The 19242-nt window shown below is 73.0% G+C and carries 15 protein-coding genes; 12 read left to right on the top strand and 3 right to left on the bottom strand.

Annotated elements, in window-relative coordinates:
* The first annotated feature begins 31 nt into the window (after positions 1-31).
* The 7 genes from OG521_15400 (at position 32) to sucD (ending at position 9659) form a co-directional block, all read left to right on the top strand.
* On the top strand, positions 32-1144 hold the full coding sequence (locus OG521_15400) for an AAA family ATPase (GenBank protein ID WUW22106.1): 1113 nt from the start codon (positions 32-34) through the stop codon (positions 1142-1144).
* A complete protein-coding gene (locus OG521_15395) occupies positions 1141-3561 on the top strand; it encodes a DUF5682 family protein (protein WUW22105.1) in 2421 nt (806 codons plus the stop codon). The genes OG521_15400 and OG521_15395 overlap by 4 nt, the downstream gene beginning before the upstream one ends.
* 188 nt (positions 3562-3749) lie before the next feature.
* A complete protein-coding gene (locus tag OG521_15390; GenBank protein ID WUW26689.1) occupies positions 3750-4892 on the top strand; it encodes a VWA domain-containing protein in 1143 nt (380 codons plus the stop codon).
* Between the two features lie 105 nt (positions 4893-4997).
* Positions 4998-5981 (top strand): hypothetical protein, encoded by a 984-nt coding sequence (locus OG521_15385; protein WUW22104.1) that lies wholly within the window; start codon positions 4998-5000, stop codon positions 5979-5981.
* 107 nt (positions 5982-6088) lie between these two features.
* Complete coding sequence (locus OG521_15380) at positions 6089-7243, top strand: hypothetical protein (protein ID WUW22103.1); 1155 nt, start codon at positions 6089-6091, stop codon at positions 7241-7243.
* Positions 7244-7571: 328 nt separating this feature from the next.
* Entirely contained in the window at positions 7572-8753 is a 1182-nt protein-coding gene (gene sucC / locus OG521_15375; protein ID WUW22102.1) for an ADP-forming succinate--CoA ligase subunit beta, read from the top strand.
* Between the two features lie 21 nt (positions 8754-8774).
* Complete coding sequence (sucD, locus tag OG521_15370) at positions 8775-9659, top strand: succinate--CoA ligase subunit alpha (protein WUW22101.1); 885 nt, start codon at positions 8775-8777, stop codon at positions 9657-9659.
* 153 nt (positions 9660-9812) lie between these two features.
* Here sucD and OG521_15365 read toward each other — a convergent pair whose 3' ends face one another.
* On the bottom strand, positions 9813-11186 hold the full coding sequence (locus tag OG521_15365; protein WUW22100.1) for a helix-turn-helix domain-containing protein: 1374 nt from the start codon (positions 11184-11186) through the stop codon (positions 9813-9815).
* Between the two features lie 125 nt (positions 11187-11311).
* Between OG521_15365 and OG521_15360 the strand changes: the two genes are divergently transcribed.
* Positions 11312-12958 carry a DUF6350 family protein gene (locus OG521_15360; protein WUW26688.1) on the top strand — a complete coding sequence of 549 codons (1647 nt, stop codon included), beginning with the start codon at positions 11312-11314 and terminating at the stop codon, positions 12956-12958.
* On the opposite strand, the gene OG521_15355 is transcribed toward OG521_15360, so the two are convergent.
* Entirely contained in the window at positions 12948-13934 is a 987-nt protein-coding gene (locus OG521_15355) for a hypothetical protein (GenBank protein ID WUW22099.1), read from the bottom strand. The genes OG521_15360 and OG521_15355 overlap by 11 nt on opposite strands.
* Before the next feature lie 378 nt (positions 13935-14312).
* Between OG521_15355 and purN the strand changes: the two genes are divergently transcribed.
* Both purN and purH read left to right on the top strand, forming a co-directional pair.
* Complete coding sequence (gene purN / locus OG521_15350) at positions 14313-14969, top strand: phosphoribosylglycinamide formyltransferase (GenBank protein ID WUW22098.1); 657 nt, start codon at positions 14313-14315, stop codon at positions 14967-14969.
* Positions 14956-16509, top strand: a complete 1554-nt coding sequence (gene purH, locus OG521_15345) for a bifunctional phosphoribosylaminoimidazolecarboxamide formyltransferase/IMP cyclohydrolase (protein ID WUW22097.1) — start codon at positions 14956-14958, stop codon at positions 16507-16509. Before purN ends, purH begins: the two co-directional genes overlap by 14 nt.
* A gap of 127 nt (positions 16510-16636) precedes the next feature.
* Here the strand turns inward: purH and OG521_15340 are convergent, their stop codons facing one another.
* On the bottom strand, positions 16637-17407 hold the full coding sequence (locus tag OG521_15340) for an RDD family protein (protein WUW22096.1): 771 nt from the start codon (positions 17405-17407) through the stop codon (positions 16637-16639).
* A 229-nt stretch (positions 17408-17636) separates the two neighbouring features.
* Between OG521_15340 and OG521_15335 the strand changes: the two genes are divergently transcribed.
* Entirely contained in the window at positions 17637-18506 is an 870-nt protein-coding gene (locus tag OG521_15335) for a bifunctional methylenetetrahydrofolate dehydrogenase/methenyltetrahydrofolate cyclohydrolase (GenBank protein ID WUW22095.1), read from the top strand.
* Positions 18507-18535: 29 nt separating this feature from the next.
* The gene (locus OG521_15330) at positions 18536-19171 is read left to right on the top strand and encodes a DUF3017 domain-containing protein (protein WUW22094.1); all 636 of its coding nucleotides are present in this window, start codon (positions 18536-18538) and stop codon (positions 19169-19171) included.
* Positions 19172-19242 lie beyond the last annotated feature (71 nt).

Raw genomic sequence — 19242 nt, 5'->3', positions numbered from 1 at the left:
ACATCGGGTCGACCGATCTGGAGGGGGATCCATGACCGTGTCCGAAACCACCGCAGTCGCTGGCGCCGAGGCCCTGCGCCCGCATGCCGAGGACGCCTTCGCCGAGGAGCTGAAGGCGCTCGCCGCAGCCGACGACCGCCCCCGCCCCGCCCGTTGGCGGCTCTCCCCGTGGGCCGTCGCCACCTATCTGCTGGGCGGTGTCCTGCCCGACGGCACGGTGATCACACCGAAGTACGTGGGCCCGCGCCGCCTGGTCGAGGTCGCCGTCACCACACTCGCCACCGACCGGGCGCTGCTCCTCCTCGGCGTGCCCGGCACCGCCAAGACCTGGGTCTCCGAGCACCTCGCGGCCGCTGTCAGCGGCGACTCCACCCTCCTCGTCCAGGGCACCGCAGGAACCCCGGAGGAGGCCGTCCGCTACGGATGGAACTACGCGCAGCTGCTCGCGCACGGCCCCAGCCGTGACGCGCTGGTGCCCAGCCCGCTGATGCGTGCCATGTCCGAGGGCATGACCGCCAGGATCGAGGAGCTCACCCGCATCCCCGCCGACGTCCAGGACTCGCTGATCACGATCCTGTCGGAGAAGACCCTGCCCCTGCCCGAGCTGGGCCAGGAGGTCCAGGCCGTCCGCGGTTTCAACGTGATCGCCACGGCCAACGACCGCGACCGCGGGGTCAACGAACTGTCCAGCGCGCTGCGCCGCCGCTTCAACACCGTCGTATTGCCGCTGCCCGCCACCCCCGAGGCGGAGGTCGACATCGTCTCCCGCCGCGTCGACCAGGTCGGCCGTTCGCTCGACCTGCCGGCCGCACCCGAGGGCCTCGCGGAGATCCGCCGCGTGGTCACCGTCTTCCGCGAGTTGCGCGACGGCGTCACGACCGACGGCCGGACCAAGCTCAAGTCCCCCTCGGGGACCCTGTCCACGGCCGAGGCCATCTCCGTCGTCACCAACGGCCTGGCCCTCGCCGCCCACTTCGGCGACGGCGTGCTGCGCCCGGGGGACGTCGCCGCCGGCATCCTCGGCGCGGTCGTCCGCGACCCGGCGGCCGACCGGGTGGTCTGGCAGGAGTATCTGGAGACCGTGGTGCGCGAGCGGGACGGCTGGAAGGACTTCTACCGAGCCTGCCGTGAGGTCTCCGTATGACCGGCACCCAGCCCGCGGGGCCTCTGCTGCTGGGGGTGCGGCACCACGGGCCGGGCTCGGCCCGCGCCGTCCGCGCCGCCCTGGACGCCGCGCGGCCGCAGGCGGTGCTCATCGAGGGCCCGCCGGAGGGCGACGCCCTGCTGCCGCTCGCCGCCGACGAGCAGATGCGGCCGCCCGTCGCCCTGCTCGCCCACGCGGTGGACGACCCGGGGCGGGCCGCCTTCTGGCCGCTCGCCGCGTTCTCGCCCGAATGGGTCGCGATCCGCTGGGCGTTGACGCATGGCGTCCCGGTCCGCTTCATCGACCTGCCCGCCGCGCACTCGCTGGCCATGGAGGAGGAGGACGAGCGGGCCGGGCGGCCTGGGGAGGGCGCCGAACAGGACGACGAGACGCGGCTCGTGCCCGTCGACCCCATCCGGGTGCTGGCCGAGACGGCGGGGTACGACGACCCCGAGCGCTGGTGGGAGGACGTCGTCGAGCACCGCGTTCCCGGCCTGCCGGGCACAGTGACCGGCGGCTCCCAGGCCGTCGCCGACCCGCTGGCCGCCTTCGCCGCGGTCGGCGAGGCGATGACCGCCCTGCGCGAGGTGTACGGGGACGGCGGGCACCCCAGGGACGCGGTCCGCGAGGCGTACATGCGCGTCCAGCTCCGCGCCGCACGGAAGGAGTTCGGCGGCGCCTTCGCCGTGGTCTGCGGCGCCTGGCACGTGCCCGCGCTCGAAGCGAGGACGACGCTCACCGCCGACCGTGCCCTCCTCAAGGGCCTCCCCAAGGTCAAGACCGAGCTGACCTGGGTGCCCTGGACCCACCAGCGGCTCGCCCGGCACAGCGGCTACGGGGCGGGGATCGACTCGCCCGGCTGGTACGGGCACCTCTTCGACGCCCCGGACCGCCCCATCGAACGCTGGATGACCAAGGTCGCCGGACTCCTGCGCGACGAGGACCGGTTCGTGTCCAGCGCCCATGTCATCGAGGCGGTCCGGCTCGCCGACACCCTCGCCGCCATGCGCGGCCGGCCGCTCGCCGGACTGAGCGAGACGACCGACGCCGTGCGCGCCGTGATGTGCGAAGGCTCCGACGTGCCGCTCGCCCTCGTCCGCGACCGCCTCGTCGTCGGCGTGACCCTCGGCGAAGTGCCCGACAATGCCCCGGCCGTGCCGCTGCAGCGTGACCTCAACCGGCAGCAGCGCACCCTCCGGCTCAAACCCGAGGCGTCCGAGCGGGAGGTGGAGCTCGACCTCCGCAAGGAGACCGACGCGGCCCGCAGCCGGCTGCTGCACCGGCTGCGCCTCCTCGGCGTCCGCTGGGGCGAACCCGCCGCGGGCCGGGGGAGCACCGGCACCTTCCGGGAGAGCTGGCGGCTGCGATGGGAGCCCGAGCTGTACGTACGGGTCGCGGAGGCGGGTGTATGGGGCACCACCGTGCTCGCCGCCGCCACCGCGCGCGCCGAGTCGGAGGCCCTGGCGGCCACCGCCCTCGCCGAGGTGACCGCCCTCGCCGAACGGTGCCTGCTCGCCGAACTGCCCGAAGCGCTGCCCGTCGTGATGCGGGTCCTCGCCGACCGTGCCGCACTCGACGCCGATGTCGGCCACCTCGCCGACGCCCTGCCGGCCCTGGCCCGCACCCTGCGCTACGGGGACGTCCGCTCGACGGACACCGCCGCTCTCGGCGAGGTCGCGGCCGGCCTCGCGGAGCGGATCTGCGTCGGGCTGCCGCCCGCCTGCACCGGGCTCGACGCCGACGGGGCGGCCGCGCTGCGCGCTCAGGTGGACGGCGTACACACGGCGATCGGACTGCTCGCCGGAGCCGTACCGGCGACCGCGGACGGGCTCCGGGAGCGCTGGCGTGCCGTGCTGCACAAGCTCGCCGCCCGGGACACCGTCGCGGGAGTGATCCGGGGCCGCGCCACCCGGCTGCTGCTCGACGACGGCCACCTCGCGCAGGACGACGCCGCCCGGCTGATGGGGCTCGCCCTGTCGCCCGGCACACCGCCCGCCGACGCCGCAGCATGGATCGAGGGCTTCGTCGGCGGGGCGGCCGGCGGCGGCATGCTCCTGGTCCACGACGAGCGGCTGCTCGCCCTGGTCGACTCCTGGCTCAGCGGGGTCCCCGCGGACACCTTCACCGATGTGCTGCCACTGCTGCGCCGCACGTTCTCGGCGTACGAGCCGGGCGTGCGGCGCACGCTCGGCGAACTCGTCCGGCGAGGCCCCGCCGTCACCGGCACGGGCGGCCGGGACTCCGGAGGGGTGCCGGGGCACGCCTCCACGGCCCCCGGATTCGGACCGGTCCTCGACGGGCCGCGTGCGGACGCGGTGATACCGGTGCTGCGCCTGCTGCTCGGCCTGGACGCCGCGAAGGCGACGGCGACGATGACACCCGACAACGATGAGGAAGAGCTGGGGGCCACGGGATGACGACGAACGACGGATCGACCGAGGACGCGTCCGCGCCCGCTGTGTCCGCGACCACGACGGCGGCCGAGTCCGCGACCGAGCCCGATACCGAGCCCGATACCGAGTCCGCGACCGGGTCCGCGACAACGCCCGCGTCCGCAGTGGCGGGTGTGACCGGCGGCGACGGGGAGCGGCTGCGGCGGTGGCGCATGGTGCTGGGCGCGGACAGCGAGCAGGGCACCGGATGCACCCTCACCGGCCGGGACGCCGCGATGGACGGCGCACTGACCGCGCTATACGAGGGCGGGGGCCGGCCCGGCGGCCGGGGTGGCGCGGGACGTACGGCCGGACTCGGGGCCTCCGCCCCGTCCGTGGCCCGCTGGCTCGGTGACATCCGGACGTACTTCCCCACGTCCGTCGTCCAGGTCATGCAGCGTGACGCCATCGACCGCCTCGGCCTCTCCGCGCTCCTGCTCGAACCGGAGATGCTGGAGGCCGTCGAGGCGGACGTCCATCTCGTCGGCACCCTGCTCTCGCTCAACAAGGTGATGCCCGAGACGACGAAGGAGACCGCACGGGCCGTTGTCCGCAAGGTCGTCGAGAAACTGGAGCGGCAGCTCGCCACCCGCACCCGGGCCACGCTCACGGGTGCGCTGGACCGTTCGGCGAAGGTCAGCCGGCCGCGCCACCACGACATCGACTGGGACCGCACGATCCGGGCCAACCTCAAGAACTACCTGACCCTCCCCGGCGAGGACGGGGCCGGCACGATCGTCCCCGAGCGGCTCATCGGCTACGGGCGGGCCGCGCGGTCCGTGAAGAAGGACGTCATCCTCTGCATCGACCAGTCGGGCTCGATGGCGGCGTCCGTCGTGTACGCCTCGGTCTTCGGCGCCGTGCTGGCCTCCATGCGCACGTTGCGCACCAGACTCGTCGTCTTCGACACGGCGGTGGTCGACCTCACCGACCAGCTGGACGATCCCGTCGACGTGCTCTTCGGGACCCAGCTCGGCGGCGGCACCGACATCAACAGGGCGCTCGCCTACTGCCAGTCCAGGATCACCCGTCCCGCCGAGACCGTCGTCGTCCTCATCAGCGACCTGTACGAGGGGGGTATCCGCAACGAGATGCTGAAGCGGGTCGCCGCGATGAAGGCGTCCGGCGTGCAGTTCGTGACCCTGCTCGCCCTCTCGGACGAGGGCGCGCCCGCCTACGACCGCGACCACGCAGCGGCACTCTCCGCCCTGGGGGCTCCGGCCTTCGCCTGCACACCGGACCTCTTCCCGGACGTGATGGCGGCCGCGATCGAGAAACGACCCCTGCCCATACCGGACAAGGAGACCCATCAGTAACAAGGGACTTGCGTGACCCCGGGCGACTCGTGCAAGCATCGTCCCGACGTCCGCGGAGGCACGCATTCCGCGGTCCCCGCCATCCTGAGAGGGCTCGCTTCCCCCGTGACCACCGCAGCCGCCGGTCCCGCCACCGCTCCGCGCCTCCGGCGCGGAGCGGCCGGCCGCCGAGCGTTGCAGGTGGCGCTGTTCCTCGGCGGGCTGCTCGCACTGGGCCTGCTCTTCGGCGCACGCGCCCACGCGGAGCAGCAGCCGGACCGGCAGCCGGACCAGCACCCGCTGGTGCAACAGGTCCAGGAAGTCCGGCAGCAGACGCGCGATGCTGCCGCGGATGCGGTGGCACCGGTGACTGCCCCTCAGCCGGTGCCGAAGACGAGGCCGGTGCGGAAGGCGCAGCAGCCGGCGTCGAAGGCACGGCCGGTGCGGGAGGCGCAGCCCGTACGGGAGGCGCGCCCCGTGCCGAAGGAGCAGTCCGTACCGGGGACGCAGTCCGTACGGGAAGTGCCCTCCGTCCTCGGCGAGGCCGTCCGGCCCGCGGCCCGGCCCGTCGGCCGGGTCGTCGAGAAGACGGTGGATTCGGCGGGCACCGGCCTGCGCGACATCAGGCGCGACATCCAGCACGACATCGCGTCGGCACTCCCGGTCGCATGGCCGCTGCCGTTGCCGCTGCCGGTACCGGCGTTGCCGGTCACCCCGGATGCGCCGTCGGCCGACCCGTCCCCGGACGGCGACGCAGGTGCGGACACCGACGCCGCGCAGGGTCACCCGGCCGCGCCGGGCCCCGTGACCACGGCGTTGTCCCGCACCGCCCCCGTACCGCCCGGACATTCCGCGTCGCGCGACATGGCGGCCGCTCCGCACCGGGCTGCTGCCGGGGACCACCGCCCCGCGCACCGGGGTCCCTTCGGGCCCGCCGACGGCCGGGGGCATTCCGCGCCCGCCGAGGTCCACCCGCCCCGTGGCGGAGACCAGCAGGCCGTTCCGCTCGCGGACGGAACCTCCTTCGGACTCGTCCGTGGCGCCGGCCTGCCGGCCACCACGGCGCCGGTCCGTGACAGATCCGGCGACATCCTCGAATTTCCCGGCTAGGGCAGCCCGTTCCCCGCTCCGACCTGCCGCGCGGGGGCGGAACAGGTCTGCCCGCCGTCCGGACGTACTCCGGACCGCCGAACACGTTCGAAGGATCTGACACACCCATGCACAAGAACATCCGCCGTTCCATAGCCGTCGCTGCCACGGCCACCGGTATGTGGGCCCTCGGTACCGCCGCCGCCAGTGCGGACGAACTGCCCGTCTCCCTCCCGCTGTCCACCCCCGACCACGCGGCCGACGTGGCCGATGCGGCCGACGTGAGCAGCCTGACCGACACCCTCGGCGGCATCGACGGCGCCGACGCGGTCACCAAGGCCGAAGGCCTCCGGGACACCGCCGACACTGCCCGCGCGAAGGCCGCCGACGCCGCGTCCACCGCCCGGAGCACCGCGGCCGGCCACGCACCCGCCCACGCAGCGGACACCATCCCCGACGCCACCGACGCCATCCCCGCCACCGACCCCATCGGGACCGTCGGCACCCCCACCCCCGAAGCATCCGTCGACTACCTCTTCGGCCCGATCGAGCAGCTCCCCGGCTACGGCCAGAACGCCGGACAGGACGCGGGCCGGAACATCGGCCGTGACATCGGCCAGAACATCGGCCGGGACTACGTCCGGACCGCTGCGCCCTACGCGCTCGACACCACCAGGTCCACCGCCGAAGGTGCTCTCACCCAGGCCGCACCGGTCGTCGGACAGACCTCCGACGCCGTGCTGCCGCCCGTCGCCGCAGATGTCGTCTCCGCCGTACTGCCGGTGGTCGGGCAGGCGCTCGGTGATGTCTCCGGCCTCGTCCAGGGAGTCACGGGTGAGGTCACGCCGTTCGCCGACGGGGTCGTGACGCGGGCCGCCGCGCCCTTCGTCCAGGGCGTGACGACCGAGGTCCAGCCGCTGGCGTACGGAGTGACCGGCTCGGTCCAGCCGTTCGCCGAGGGGGTCGTCTCCGAGGTCCGGCCGCTGGCCCAGGGGCTGACCGGGGATGCCGTCGCCCCGTTCGCGCAGGGGGTCACCGCCCAGGTGATGCCGCTCGCCGAGGGCGTCGGCTCCGAGGCCCGGCCGTTCGCGGGCGGACTCGTCTCCACGGTGGGCGACGACGCCCGTCCGACGGTGGCGCACGCGGCGTACGGCTCCCAGGGGCTGACCTCGGTCACCCCCGCGTACGTCTCCGACACCGTGTCGTCGGCCCCGGCAGCGGTGTCCGCGCTGTCCCCGGCGCACTCCGTCACGGCTCCGGCGTACCCGCTCCAGGGGATCTGAGAGCGGCGGGCGGTCTCCCGTACGCTCCGGACCCTCTCCGGTCCGGACCAGGGGGACCGCCCGGTCCGCCGGGCGGCGCCCGGCACTCCCCACGTGCCGTTTTGTCCACTGCGACCCGGCCACCAGGGCGATCTGTGACCGTAATCACCGCCCAGGTGCCAGCTGCGATTTAGGGTCATGCGGGGCTCGGGGATAACCTGCGAGATGGACATGCCGCGTATTCGGTCACCGTGTGCGCCTCCCTAGTGACAGAGCAGTCACGTTGCCCCTCGCGGCACGCCCACGCAGAAAACCAACCGCGAGACCATTTGATAAGGGACGGACGCGCGTGGACCTGTTCGAGTACCAGGCGAGGGACCTCTTCGCCAAGCACGGTGTACCGGTGCTGGCCGGTGAAGTCATCGACACGCCTGAGGCAGCCCGCGAGGCGACCGAGCGGCTGGGCGGCAAGTCCGTCGTCAAGGCGCAGGTGAAGGTCGGCGGCCGCGGCAAGGCCGGTGGCGTGAAGCTGGCCGCCACCCCCGACGAGGCGGTCGCCCGGGCGACCGACATTCTCGGCATGGACATCAAGGGCCACACGGTCCACAACGTGATGATCGCCGAGCTGTCTCCGGAGATCGAGGCGGAGTACTACGTCTCGTACCTCCTCGACCGCACCAACCGCACCTTCCTGGCCATGGCCTCGGTGCAGGGCGGCATGGACATCGAGGAGGTCGCGGAGAAGACCCCCGAGGCCCTCGCGAAGGTCCCGGTCAACGCCGTGGACGGCGTCGACATCGTCAAGGCCCGCGAGATCGTGGCCCAGGCGAAGTTCCCGGCCGACGTGGCCGAGGGTGTCGCCGAGGCCCTGGTGACCCTGTGGGACACCTTCGTCGCCGAGGACGCGCTCCTCGTCGAGGTCAACCCGCTGGTGAAGACCAAGGACGGCCGCATCCTGGCCCTGGACGGCAAGGTGTCTCTCGACGAGAACGCCGACTTCCGTCAGCCGGGTCACGAGGCGCTCGAGGACAAGGCCGCAGCCAACCCGCTCGAGGCTGCCGCCAAGGCCAAGAACCTCAACTACGTCAAGCTCGACGGCGAGGTCGGCATCATCGGTAACGGTGCCGGTCTGGTCATGTCGACCCTGGACGTCGTCGCGTACGCCGGTGAGAACCACGGCAACGTGAAGCCCGCCAACTTCCTCGACATCGGTGGCGGCGCCTCCGCAGAGGTCATGGCGAACGGCCTGGAGATCATCCTCGGCGACCCGGACGTCAAGTCCGTGTTCGTCAACGTCTTCGGTGGCATCACCGCCTGTGACGAGGTCGCCAACGGCATCGTCCAGGCGCTCGAGCTGCTCAAGACCAAGGGCGAGGCGGTCACCAAGCCGCTCGTCGTGCGCCTTGACGGCAACAACGCGGAGCTGGGTCGCAAGATCCTTTCCGACGCCAACCACCCGCTGGTCCAGCGCGTGGACACCATGGACGGCGCGGCCGACAAGGCCGCCGAGCTCGCCGCGGCTGCGAAGTAAGGAAGAGGGACTCAGACCACCATGGCTATCTTCCTCACCAAGGACAGCAAGGTCATCGTCCAGGGGATGACCGGCGCGACGGGCATGAAGCACACCAAGCTCATGCTCGCCGACGGCACCAACATCGTCGGCGGCGTGAACCCGCGCAAGGCCGGCACGACCGTCGAGTTCGACGGCACCGAGGTACCGGTCTTCGGCTCCGTCGCCGAGGCGATGGAGAAGACCGGCGCGAACGTGTCCGTCCTCTTCGTGCCGCCGGCCTTCTCCAAGGCCGCCGTCATCGAGGCGATCGACGCCGAGATCCCGCTCGCCGTCGTGATCACCGAGGGCATCGCGGTCCACGACTCGGCCGCCTTCTGGGCGTACGCCAACGCCAAGGGCAACAAGACCCGGATCATCGGTCCGAACTGCCCCGGCCTGATCACCCCCGGCCAGTCCAACGCCGGCATCATCCCGGGCGACATCACCAAGCCCGGCCGCATCGGTCTCGTGTCCAAGTCCGGCACGCTGACCTACCAGATGATGTACGAGCTCCGTGACATCGGCTTCTCGTCCGCCGTCGGCATCGGTGGCGACCCGGTCATCGGTACGACGCACATCGACGCCCTCGCGGCGTTCGAGGCCGACCCCGAGACCGACCTGATCGTCATGATCGGCGAGATCGGCGGCGACGCCGAGGAGCGTGCGGCGGACTTCATCGCGAAGAACGTCACCAAGCCGGTCGTCGGTTACGTCGCGGGCTTCACCGCCCCCGAGGGCAAGACCATGGGCCACGCCGGCGCCATCGTCTCCGGCTCCTCCGGCACCGCGCAGGCGAAGAAGGAGGCCCTTGAGGCCGCCGGCGTCAAGGTCGGCAAGACGCCGACCGAGACCGCCAAGCTGGCGCGCGAGATCCTCGGCGCCTGAAGCGTCCGGCGCGCCTGACGCGTTCGACTCGTTCGACGTGTGCTGAGCGCACCGCGGACGCGTGTTCCGCACAAGACGCGGGCCCGTACCCCCACCGGGGTACGGGCCCGCGTCTTTGCGTGCCGGGAGCTTCCGCTTCCCGGACGCGCCGGGTCAGCCGGCCCGGGGGACCAGCCGGGGCGTACCGCGTCCCAGCTCGCCGCCGAGCTTCTTCTGGAGCTTCCTGTCCTGCGGCGTCAGCTTCTGCGGACCGCCGACCGGCGGTACCCCGCCCACCCTCTGCGCGGGTGACTCGGGCGTCTCGTACCGCGTCGGGGCCGTCGCCAGGGTGATCAGCGTCAGCCCGATCAGCAGCACGGTGAACGCGATCGCGGCCCGGGTCCAGAGCTGCGCCTTGCGCTCACTGCCCGTACGGATCAGCTCCGGGACCGGCAGCGAGGACGCGGGCTGGGCGCGGGCGAGCGCGCCGAGGTGCTCATGCAGCACCGCGGACTGCCCGGCGGGTTCCGACGGCTCCGCGAGCTCGGGCAGCCGCTCGGTGACGGCGGCCCGTGCGGTCATCAGCCGCCCCGCCGCCGCCGGAGTGCTCGCCTCCGTCTCCGCCGCGGTCTCCGGCAGCCCCAGTCCTACGCCGTCGTACAGCAGCAGGGTGCGGCGGTACGAGGGCGGCAGGGACAGCAACGCGTCGAGCAGGGCGCGCGGGCCCGGCGCCTCGGGCGGCGGATCGGGATGGCGGTGCTCGCGGCGCAGCCGGTGCCACGGCGACATCGCGTGCTCGTAGGCGGCCGCCCGGACCCAGCCCACCGGGTCCCGGTCCACGGCGACCTCGGGCCAGCGCTGCCAGGCCAGCTCGAAGGCCTTGCCGACGGCCTCCCGGGAGAGGGCGCGGCGGCCGGTCAGCAGGTAGGTCTGGCGGAAGAGCGCGGCCGCGGTGTGCTGGTACAGGGCGTCGAAGGCCTCGGCGGGGGAGGGCCCGCCCGCTTCGACCTCGTCGTCGCCTTCGACCGCACCGGCCGCATCGGCCGCATCGGCCGTGTCGCTCTCGCCACCCCCTACTGATTCCGCCGTCGCCCCTGTCGCCCCTGTCGCCCCTGTCGCCTCGGGGGTCTCGGGTGCCTCCGGCGCCACTGTCGCCTCCGGCCCCTCGGGCGCGGTCGTGCCGGGCTCGGTCGGGTTCATGACGTCGCTCCCGGGTGCTTCGACAGGGGTCGGCGGGCGGGTCGGGGGTGCGGATGCCGCCGGCTGCCCGGCATCCTTCGTCCGGGTGTTCGGTGTGCCCCGCTTGACGAGGGAGGGCCGTGAGGCGGGCCGGGTGCCACCCGTTCCGATCAGCCGCGCATAGGCCGCACGCTTGCGTCCGCGCGGGCTGGTGCGGCCCGTCTCCCAGGCCCGGACCGTGGCCCGGGTGACGCCCACGGCCGCTGCGACCTGCTCCTCACTCAGTGACCTGGCCTCCCGCAGCCTGCGTCGCTCCTTGGGTGAGGGGAGCGGGTGGGCAGCGGCCGTGCCGGTCGTGCTCTGTGTCATGAGGTCCCCCCGCCCGGCCTGCACTGGGTGAAAAAGTACATAACCGTATATTGGGCGACACAACGGCCGTTCGCCCGTTACACGGAATAAGCGCGTGTCGTTGGGAGCATTGCGGTGTGACCCAAATGACCGAACGCGGCCCGTTGTTGTCGGCAGAGCGGGGGCGGTCCGCCGCGTCGGCCCGGGCGCTCCTGCGCGGGGCGCTCGCGGCGGGGCTCGGACTGGGCTCCGTCGCCGTGCTCGTGGTGGTGCTGTGGATCTGCTCCCCGGCCCCCGACAGCGGCCCCGGCGCGGCCTTCCACGCGGCGGCCGGACTCTGGCTGCTCGCGCACGGCGCCGAACTGATCAGGACCGACACCCTGACCGGGACCCCGGCCCCGGTCGGCATCGTGCCCCTGCTGCTCACCGTCCTGCCGGTCTGGCTGGTGCACCGGGCGGCCAGGGACGTGCTGGAGCCCGACGAGGGGCAGCGCGCGCCCTCGGCCGGGGGTGCGTTCGCCCTGGTGACCGCGGGATACCTGCTGGTCGGGACGGCTGTGGCGCTCTACGCGCGGGGCGCCTCGCTGTCCGCGCGCCCGCTGTCCCTGCTGTTCCCGTCGGCCCTCGTGGTGGCGGCTGCGGCGGCGGCCGGGGTGTGGACGGCGTCGGGGCGCCCGCTCGGGCCGCCGCCCTCCTGGGCGCCGGTGCGGTTGCACGAGGCGATGGCCCGCACCCGGTTCGCCCGGCGCGCGGAGGCGGTGGGCCGGTCCGCGACGGCCGGCGTGGCGGTCCTGTTCGGCGGGGGTGCGCTGGTGACCGCGGCGGCGCTGGTGTGGCACGCGGAGCCGGTCCAGGAGTCCTTCCTGCGGCTGTCCGGCGACTGGGCCGGGCGGTTCGCGGTGCTCCTGCTGGCGCTGGCGCTGGTGCCGAACGCCGCGGTGTGGGGTGCGGCGTACGGGCTCGGCCCCGGATTCGCGCTCGGGACGGCTTCCACGGCCGGACCGCTCGCCTTCTCGGGGCGCCCGGCGCTGCCGAACTTCCCCCTGCTGGCCGCGCTGCCGGCCCAGGGGTCCGGGACGCCCCTGAACTGGGCGACCGCCGCGGTGCCGGTCGCGGCCGCCCTGACGGTCGCCTGGTTCACCGTACGGAGGGCGGCGCCCGCGCACGGCGAGCGCGAGGAGGCGTGGACCCTGCGGGAGACGGCGCTCACCACCGGGCTGGGAGCGGTCGGCTGCGGGATCGGCGCCGCGCTGCTGGCGGCGGCGGCCGGTGGCCCGCTCGGGACCCGGACACTGGCGGAGTTCGGCCCGGTGTGGTGGCTGACGGGAGCGGCGGCCCTGGCGTGGACGGCGGCGCTCGCCGTTCCGATGGCGCTGCTGCTGCGGGCCTGGCGGCTGCGCGGGGGTACGGCAGCCGAGCGGGAGACGGCCGAGGCGCCGGAGGGCGCCGGGGCGGAGGGGCCTTCCGTGCCCGTGCCCCGCCCCTCCGCCGGCCGGGGCGCGGCACCGACGGGCCCCCGCCCTGGGGACGGGGACGGGAGCGGGGACGACGAGTTCGAACCGTACGACTTCCTGCCCACCGACCCCTGGCACGCGAAGGCGGCCGGCATCAAGGCGGCAGACGCGAAGCCGGCGGACACGAAGCCGGCGGACAGGAAGGTGGCAGACGCGAAGCCGGCGGAGACGAAGCCGGCCGACGCGGAGACGGACGAGGCGTCACCGCCTGACGTGTCAGCGAGCGACGCCCCGGCGGACCGGCCCGCGGGGGCCGGTCCGCCGGACGCTACTTCTTGACGCCGAAGAAGGGTTCCAGCGGCTTCGGCAGCAGGTCGTTGCAGGCGATCTGCCCCGACTTGGTGAGGGCGTCGTTCACGCAGGTGTAGTAGTCCCGGTAGACCAGCTGCACGGTGAACGTCGTCGCGACGATCGACAGGGCGATCAGGGCCGTCACCAGACCGCTGACCGCGGCCGTCGTCTGCTGCCGGCTGCCGCGCTGCAGGTAGTTGTTCGCCGGCGGGCCCGCTGCCGCGGATCCCGGGGCCTGGGCCGGCCCGTACGGCGTACCGGGCGCGGTGCCCGGCCCCTGGCCGACGGCGGGCGTGCCGGGAGTCGCGGCCGGTCCGGCCGGACCGGTGGTCCCGCCGGTCGCCGACGGCTCCTTCGGCTTGGCCCGCAGCGCGCTGATCGACCAGTAGGTGGCGAGTGCGCCGAGCAGGAGGGCGATCTCCGGGAAGTCGAAGATGGCGAAGAAGAAGGCCCACATGCCGGAGAGCAGCGAGTAGCGCGCGCGGCGCTGGACCGGGTCGGTGGGGTCCCAGCGCATGCCGCCGGGGGGCTTCTCCTGGCCGCCCTGGCCGTTCGGCCCGCCCGGACCGGTGGGCCGTCCGCCGAAGGTGCCGTTCTGGCGCCCCGGCTGGTGGCTGCTCCACTGGCTGCCCCAGACGGGGCGGTCGTCGGAGGGGTCGCCCTCGGGCGCGTCCCCGGAGCCGCCGTTGCCCTCGCCGTTCCCGCTCCCGTTCGTACCGCCGTTGACCGGGTGGCGCGGCTGCCACGGCTGGTCGGGACGGTCCTCGGGCGGCGGGGCGAAGGGGTTGTCGTCCCCCGGCCCGGATGCCCCGGACGGCGTGGAGGAGGAAGAAGAGGGGCCGGAGGAGGAGGGGCTGGAGGAGGACGAAGAGGAGCCCGGCGTGGGGGACTGGCGCTCCCGCATCAGCAGTGAGGCCCGCTCGGGCAGCGGGTGGCGGAAGGCGGTGCGGCGTCGGTCCGGCATGTGGTGAACGTCTTCCCCATCTCGTCATGTCCGCCCGGCGGACGGTGCGCTGTCCCCTGACGCTACCCTCCGGCGCGGAGGGGCCGAAAGCGGGGAGTACAGGCGCGGTGGCCGACAGCTGTCATCCGGCGGCCCCGCCCCCGCGGACCCCTGCGGGGACCCCTGTGGTCACCGGTCCCTCACCCCCGTCAGACAAGGGCTTCCCGAGGTGCCGGTATCGTTGCTGACGGTCGGCTCGTTCGTAGAGTTCCCCGTATCGGGGGGCGCGATTCATTCGTACGACCGTACAAACAGCATGGCCGCCGTGCCGCTGCTCCCGCAACGCGGCGGGTGGTGCGGCCGCTTCGAACTGCTCCACACGCGAGAAAGGGCCCAGCCGTGGCCTCCCCGCTCTCCTCCGCCGGACCGGCCCGCCTGGTCGTCCTGGTCTCCGGTTCCGGTACGAACCTCCAAGCCCTGCTCGACGTCATCGGTGACGATCCGGAGGGGTACGGCGCCCGGATCGTCGCGGTCGGTGCGGACCGTGACGGCATCGCCGGTCTGGAACGGGCCGAGCGTGCCGGGCTTCCCACCTTCGTGTGCCGGGTCAGGGATCACGCGACCCGCGAGGAGTGGGACGCGGCGCTCGCCGCGGCCACCGCCGAGCACCGCCCGGACCTCGTGGTCTCCGCGGGATTCATGAAGATCGTGGGCAAGGAGTTCCTCGCCGGGTTCGGCGGCCGGTTCATCAACACCCACCCCGCCCTGCTTCCCAGCTTTCCCGGTGCCCACGGTGTGCGCGACGCGCTCGCGTACGGCGTGAAGGTCACCGGGTGCACCGTCCACTTCGTCGACGACGGCGTCGACACCGGTCCGATCATCGCGCAGGGCGTGGTCGAGGTGACCGAAGAGGACACCCCGGAGGGCGAAGCGGCCCTCCATGAACGCATCAAGGAAGTCGAGCGCAAGCTGCTCGTCGAGGCCGTGGGGCGGCTCGCCCGTGACGGCTATCGCATTGAGGGACGAAAGGTTCATCTCGGTCATGTCGGTGAATAAGCCCATCCGCCGCGCCCTGGTCAGTGTCTACGACAAGACGGGGCTCGAAGACCTCGCGCGCGGTCTGCACGAGGCGGGTGTCGAGCTGGTCTCCACCGGCTCCACCGCCGGGAAGATCGCGGCCGCCGGAGTGCCGGTCACCAAGGTCGAGGAGCTCACCGGCTTCCCCGAGTGCCTCGACGGCCGCGTCAAGACGCTGCACCCGCGCGTCCACGCCGGCATCCTGGCCGACCTCCGCCTGGACGCCCACCGCGAGCAGCTCGCCGAGCTCGGTGTGGAGCCGTTCGACCTGGTGGTCGTCAACCTCTACCCGTTCAAGGCGACCGTCGCCTCCGGCGCCTCGGACGACGAGTGCGTCGAGCAGATCGACATCGGCGGCCCTTCGATGGTCCGCGCCGCCGCCAAGAACCACCCGTCGGTCGCCGTCGTCACCAGCCCCGAGCGGTACGCCGACGTCCTGGCCGCCGTCGAGGCGGGCGGTTTCGACCTGACCGCCCGCAAGCGGCTCGCCGCCGAGGCCTTCCAGCACACCGCCGCGTACGACGTGGCCGTCGCCTCCTGGTTCGCCGCCGACTACGCCGCCGCGGACGACTCGGGCTTCCCCGACTTCGCCGGTGCGACGTACGAGCGCAAGAACGTCCTGCGCTACGGCGAGAACCCGCACCAGCCCGCCGCGCTCTACACCTCGGGCGAGGGCGGCCTCGCCGAGGCGGAGCAGCTGCACGGCAAGGAGATGTCGTACAACAACTACACGGACACCGACGCCGCGCGCCGGGCCGCGTACGACCACGCCGAGCCGTGCGTCGCGATCATCAAGCACGCCAACCCGTGCGGGATCGCGATCGCCGACGACATCGCCGAGGCGCACCGCAACGCCCACGCCTGTGACCCGCTGTCGGCGTACGGCGGCGTCATCGCCGTCAACCGTCCGGTGACCGTCACCATGGCCGAGCAGGTCGCCGAGATCTTCACCGAGGTCATCGTCGCCCCGGCGTACGAGGACGGCGCGGTCGAGGTCCTCACCCGCAAGAAGAACATCCGCGTGCTGCGCTGCCCCGAGGCCCCGTCCGCCGCGGTCGAGGTCAAGCCCATCGACGGCGGCGCGCTGCTCCAGGTCACCGACCGCCTCCAGGCCGACGGCGACGACCCGGCCAACTGGACGCTGGCCGCGGGCGAGGCGCTCTCCGCCGACGAGCTGCGGGAGCTCTCCTTCGCGTGGAAGGCGTGCCGCGCGGTCAAGTCCAACGCGATCCTGCTCGCCAAGGACGGCGCATCGGTCGGCGTCGGCATGGGCCAGGTCAACCGCGTCGACTCCGCGAAGCTCGCGGTCGAGCGCGCGGGCGAGGAGCGGGCGCGGGGCGCGTACGCGGCCTCCGACGCCTTCTTCCCCTTCCCCGACGGGCTGGAGATCCTGACCGCGGCCGGCATCAAGGCCGTGGCCCAGCCGGGCGGTTCGGTCCGTGACGAGCTGGTGGTCGAGGCCGCGAAGAAGGCGGGCGTGACGATGTACTTCACCGGCACGCGCCACTTCTTCCACTGACCCGGAGGCGGGCTGCCCCGAAGGCCTGCCGACCCGAAGACAGAAGGCCGCCGGTCCCCCGCAACGAGCGGGGGACCGGCGGCCTTTGCCGTACCGGGCGGTGAGGGTGGTTACACCGTCAGCGGGTTCACTTCGTCTTGACGACGATCGTGCTGCCGGCGCGGTCGTGCCAGCCCTGGAGCTTGCCCGAGTTGTCGAAGAAGGGCGAGAGGTAGACCAGCAGCGCGCCGAGACCGCAGAAGAGCGATCCGACCATCGGGATGATCCAGCGGATGAAGCCCGCACCCAGACCGGGGGCCTGGCCGGTGTTCTCCTTGACGACCTTGACGTTCAGGACCATCTTGCCGAGCGTGGCGCCCCAGATGGAGACCATCAGCCACTCGTAGAGCAGCGCGATCAGTGCGAACAGGGCGATGAAGCCGAAGAAGCCGGCGACGATGCCGACGCTGGCCGAGGCCGCGTCGTTCACGCACTGGTTGTACGCGGCGGTGCCGTACTCGTGGGAGCTGCAGTCGTCGACGGTCTTCGAGGCGCCCACGAGGCCCGCGATGCCGATCGCCGAGAAGATCGCGTAGAGGATGCCGTACGCGACGCCGTCCAGCGCACGCGCGCCCAGGCGGCGCCCCATCGTGGCGAGTTCGACGGTGCCGAGGCCCGGGACGTTGATGTAGCCGTTGTTGGCCTGGAGGGTGCCGCCCGGCTGCTGGGGCGGGTAGCCGTAGCCGGGCTGGCCCTGCGGGGGCACGCCGGGCTGCTGCGGATAGCCGTAACCCGGCTGACCCTGCGGCGGTACTCCCTGCGGGGCCTGCTGCGGGTAGCCGTAGCCGGGCTGGCCCTGGGGCGGCTGACCGGGCTGCTGCCCGTAGGGGTTGTTCGGGTTCGGGTCGCCGAAGCTCATCTGGGGCGTTCCTCCAACGGACGTACGGGGACGAATGCGGCCGCGCGGAGGAAAGAAAACATCAGCGGTCCGCCCCCCGGGTACTTCTGCGGCACTGCGGCCTTCATCGTTATAAGCGGGACGTAAGTTTGTCCAGCCGCTGCCCAAGAAGTTGTCCAAGTGCAACCTTGTGTCCACGGCCGGCACCTGCAATTGGTCCGCGGGCGGGGTCATCCGCGAGTATGGGGACATGACTGCCCAGATTCTCGATGGCAAGGCCACCGCAGCCGCGATCAAGTCCGATCTCACCGTCCGCGTGGCGGCCCTCAAGGCCCGGGGCATCACCCCCGGCCTGGGAACCCTGCTGGTCGGGGACGACCCGGGCAGCAGGTGGTACGTGAACGGCAAGCACAAGGACTGCGCGCAGGTCGGCATCGGCTCCATCCAGCGCGAACTCCCCGACACCGCCACCCAGGAGGAGATCGAGGACGTCGTCCGCGAGCTCAACGCCGACCCGGCGTGCACGGGTTACATCGTGCAGCTGCCCCTGCCCAAGGGGATCGACACCAACCGGGTCCTGGAGCTCATGGAACCGGCCAAGGACGCCGACGGACTGCACCCGATGAGCCTGGGCCGGCTCGTGCTGAACGAGACGGGCCCGCTGCCCTGCACCCCGCAGGGCGTCGTGGAGCTCCTCCGCCACCACGGGGTCGAGATCAACGGTGCGCACGTCGTGGTCGTCGGACGCGGTGTCACCATCGGCCGGTCGATCCCGCTGCTGCTGACCCGCAAGTCCGAGAACGCCACGGTGACGCAGTGCCACACCGGTACCCGTGACCTCTCCTCCCACCTCCGCCAGGCCGACATCATCGTCGCCGCCGCGGGTGTGCCGCACATCATCAAGCCCGAGGACGTGAAGCCGGGCGCGGCCGTGCTCGACGTCGGCGTCAGCCGCGACGAGAACGGCAAGATCGTCGGTGACGTCCACCCGGGCGTGGCCGAGGTCGCCGCCTGGATCTCGCCGAACCCGGGCGGTGTCGGTCCGATGACCCGCGCCCAGCTGCTCGTCAACGTGGTCGAGGCGGCCGAGCGCGACGCCGACGCGGCCGACGCCGTCTGACCCGGCTGATCCGATCCGGAAGGAACCCCATGGGTGCTGGTACGAGTCCGGCCGACCGGGCCGCCCCGGCGACCGGGCCGGCCGCCGAGCAGGGCGAGGAAGCGGCTGACGCCGCGGTCGACGCCCCGGCCGGTGGTACGGAAGGCGCTACGGGCGGCAATGCGGACGGGAGCACGGTCGAGGCACCGGCCGACGGCTCCGCCGAAGGTCCGGACGGCCGCACCGGCAGCCACCCGGCGCCCGCCCCCGGCACGCCGTCCACGGCACGCCGGTCGCGGCGCTTCCCGTCGTTCACCCGGGACACCGCGCGTCCCGAGGGCGGCGGCCGGGCGGCGGCCGGGGACGCCCCGGCGCCCGCCCGTCAGTGGCCGCTGATCTCCGTGCTCTGCACGGCCGGGGCCGGACTGCTGATCGTGGCCACCGATCCGTTCGCCGAGGCGTTCCGGATCGGCACGATCCTGATCGGGGTGGCCCTCATCGGAGGTGCGGTCCTGCGCCTCGTGGTCCCCTCGGTGGGCATGCTCGCGGTCCGTTCCCGCTTCACCGACCTGGTGACGTACGGACTGCTGGGCATCCTCATCGTGATGCTGTCGCTCATGGCGCAGCCCCAACCGTGGCTCGACATCCCGTTCCTGGAGGACGCGGTCCACTTCACGATCCGCTGACCCGATCCGCCGATCCGCCGATCCGGGTCACTGGCACCGGTCCGCCGGGTGGTGTCCGTCCCCTCCCCCGA

This window comes from Streptomyces sp. NBC_01463 (assembly GCA_036227345.1).
Lineage (GTDB): Bacteria > Actinomycetota > Actinomycetes > Streptomycetales > Streptomycetaceae > Streptomyces.
This window is presented reverse-complemented; position numbering and strand designations above follow the sequence as displayed.

Excerpts from the sequence above, each read along its gene's own strand:
- OG521_15400 (WUW22106.1), top strand. The coding sequence starts at position 32 with ATGACCGTGTCCGAAACCACCGCAGTCGCTGGCGCCGAGGCCCTGCGC.
- OG521_15395 (WUW22105.1), top strand. The coding sequence starts at position 1,141 with ATGACCGGCACCCAGCCCGCGGGGCCTCTGCTGCTGGGGGTGCGGCAC.
- OG521_15390 (WUW26689.1), top strand. The coding sequence starts at position 3,750 with ATGGTGCTGGGCGCGGACAGCGAGCAGGGCACCGGATGCACCCTCACC.
- OG521_15380 (WUW22103.1), top strand. The coding sequence starts at position 6,089 with ATGCACAAGAACATCCGCCGTTCCATAGCCGTCGCTGCCACGGCCACC.
- sucD (WUW22101.1), top strand. The coding sequence starts at position 8,775 with ATGGCTATCTTCCTCACCAAGGACAGCAAGGTCATCGTCCAGGGGATG.
- OG521_15365 (WUW22100.1), bottom strand. The coding sequence starts at position 11,186 with ATGACACAGAGCACGACCGGCACGGCCGCTGCCCACCCGCTCCCCTCA.
- OG521_15360 (WUW26688.1), top strand. The coding sequence starts at position 11,312 with ATGACCGAACGCGGCCCGTTGTTGTCGGCAGAGCGGGGGCGGTCCGCC.
- OG521_15355 (WUW22099.1), bottom strand. The coding sequence starts at position 13,934 with ATGCCGGACCGACGCCGCACCGCCTTCCGCCACCCGCTGCCCGAGCGG.
- purH (WUW22097.1), top strand. The coding sequence starts at position 14,956 with ATGTCGGTGAATAAGCCCATCCGCCGCGCCCTGGTCAGTGTCTACGAC.
- OG521_15340 (WUW22096.1), bottom strand. The coding sequence starts at position 17,407 with ATGAGCTTCGGCGACCCGAACCCGAACAACCCCTACGGGCAGCAGCCC.
- OG521_15335 (WUW22095.1), top strand. The coding sequence starts at position 17,637 with ATGACTGCCCAGATTCTCGATGGCAAGGCCACCGCAGCCGCGATCAAG.
- OG521_15330 (WUW22094.1), top strand. The coding sequence starts at position 18,536 with ATGGGTGCTGGTACGAGTCCGGCCGACCGGGCCGCCCCGGCGACCGGG.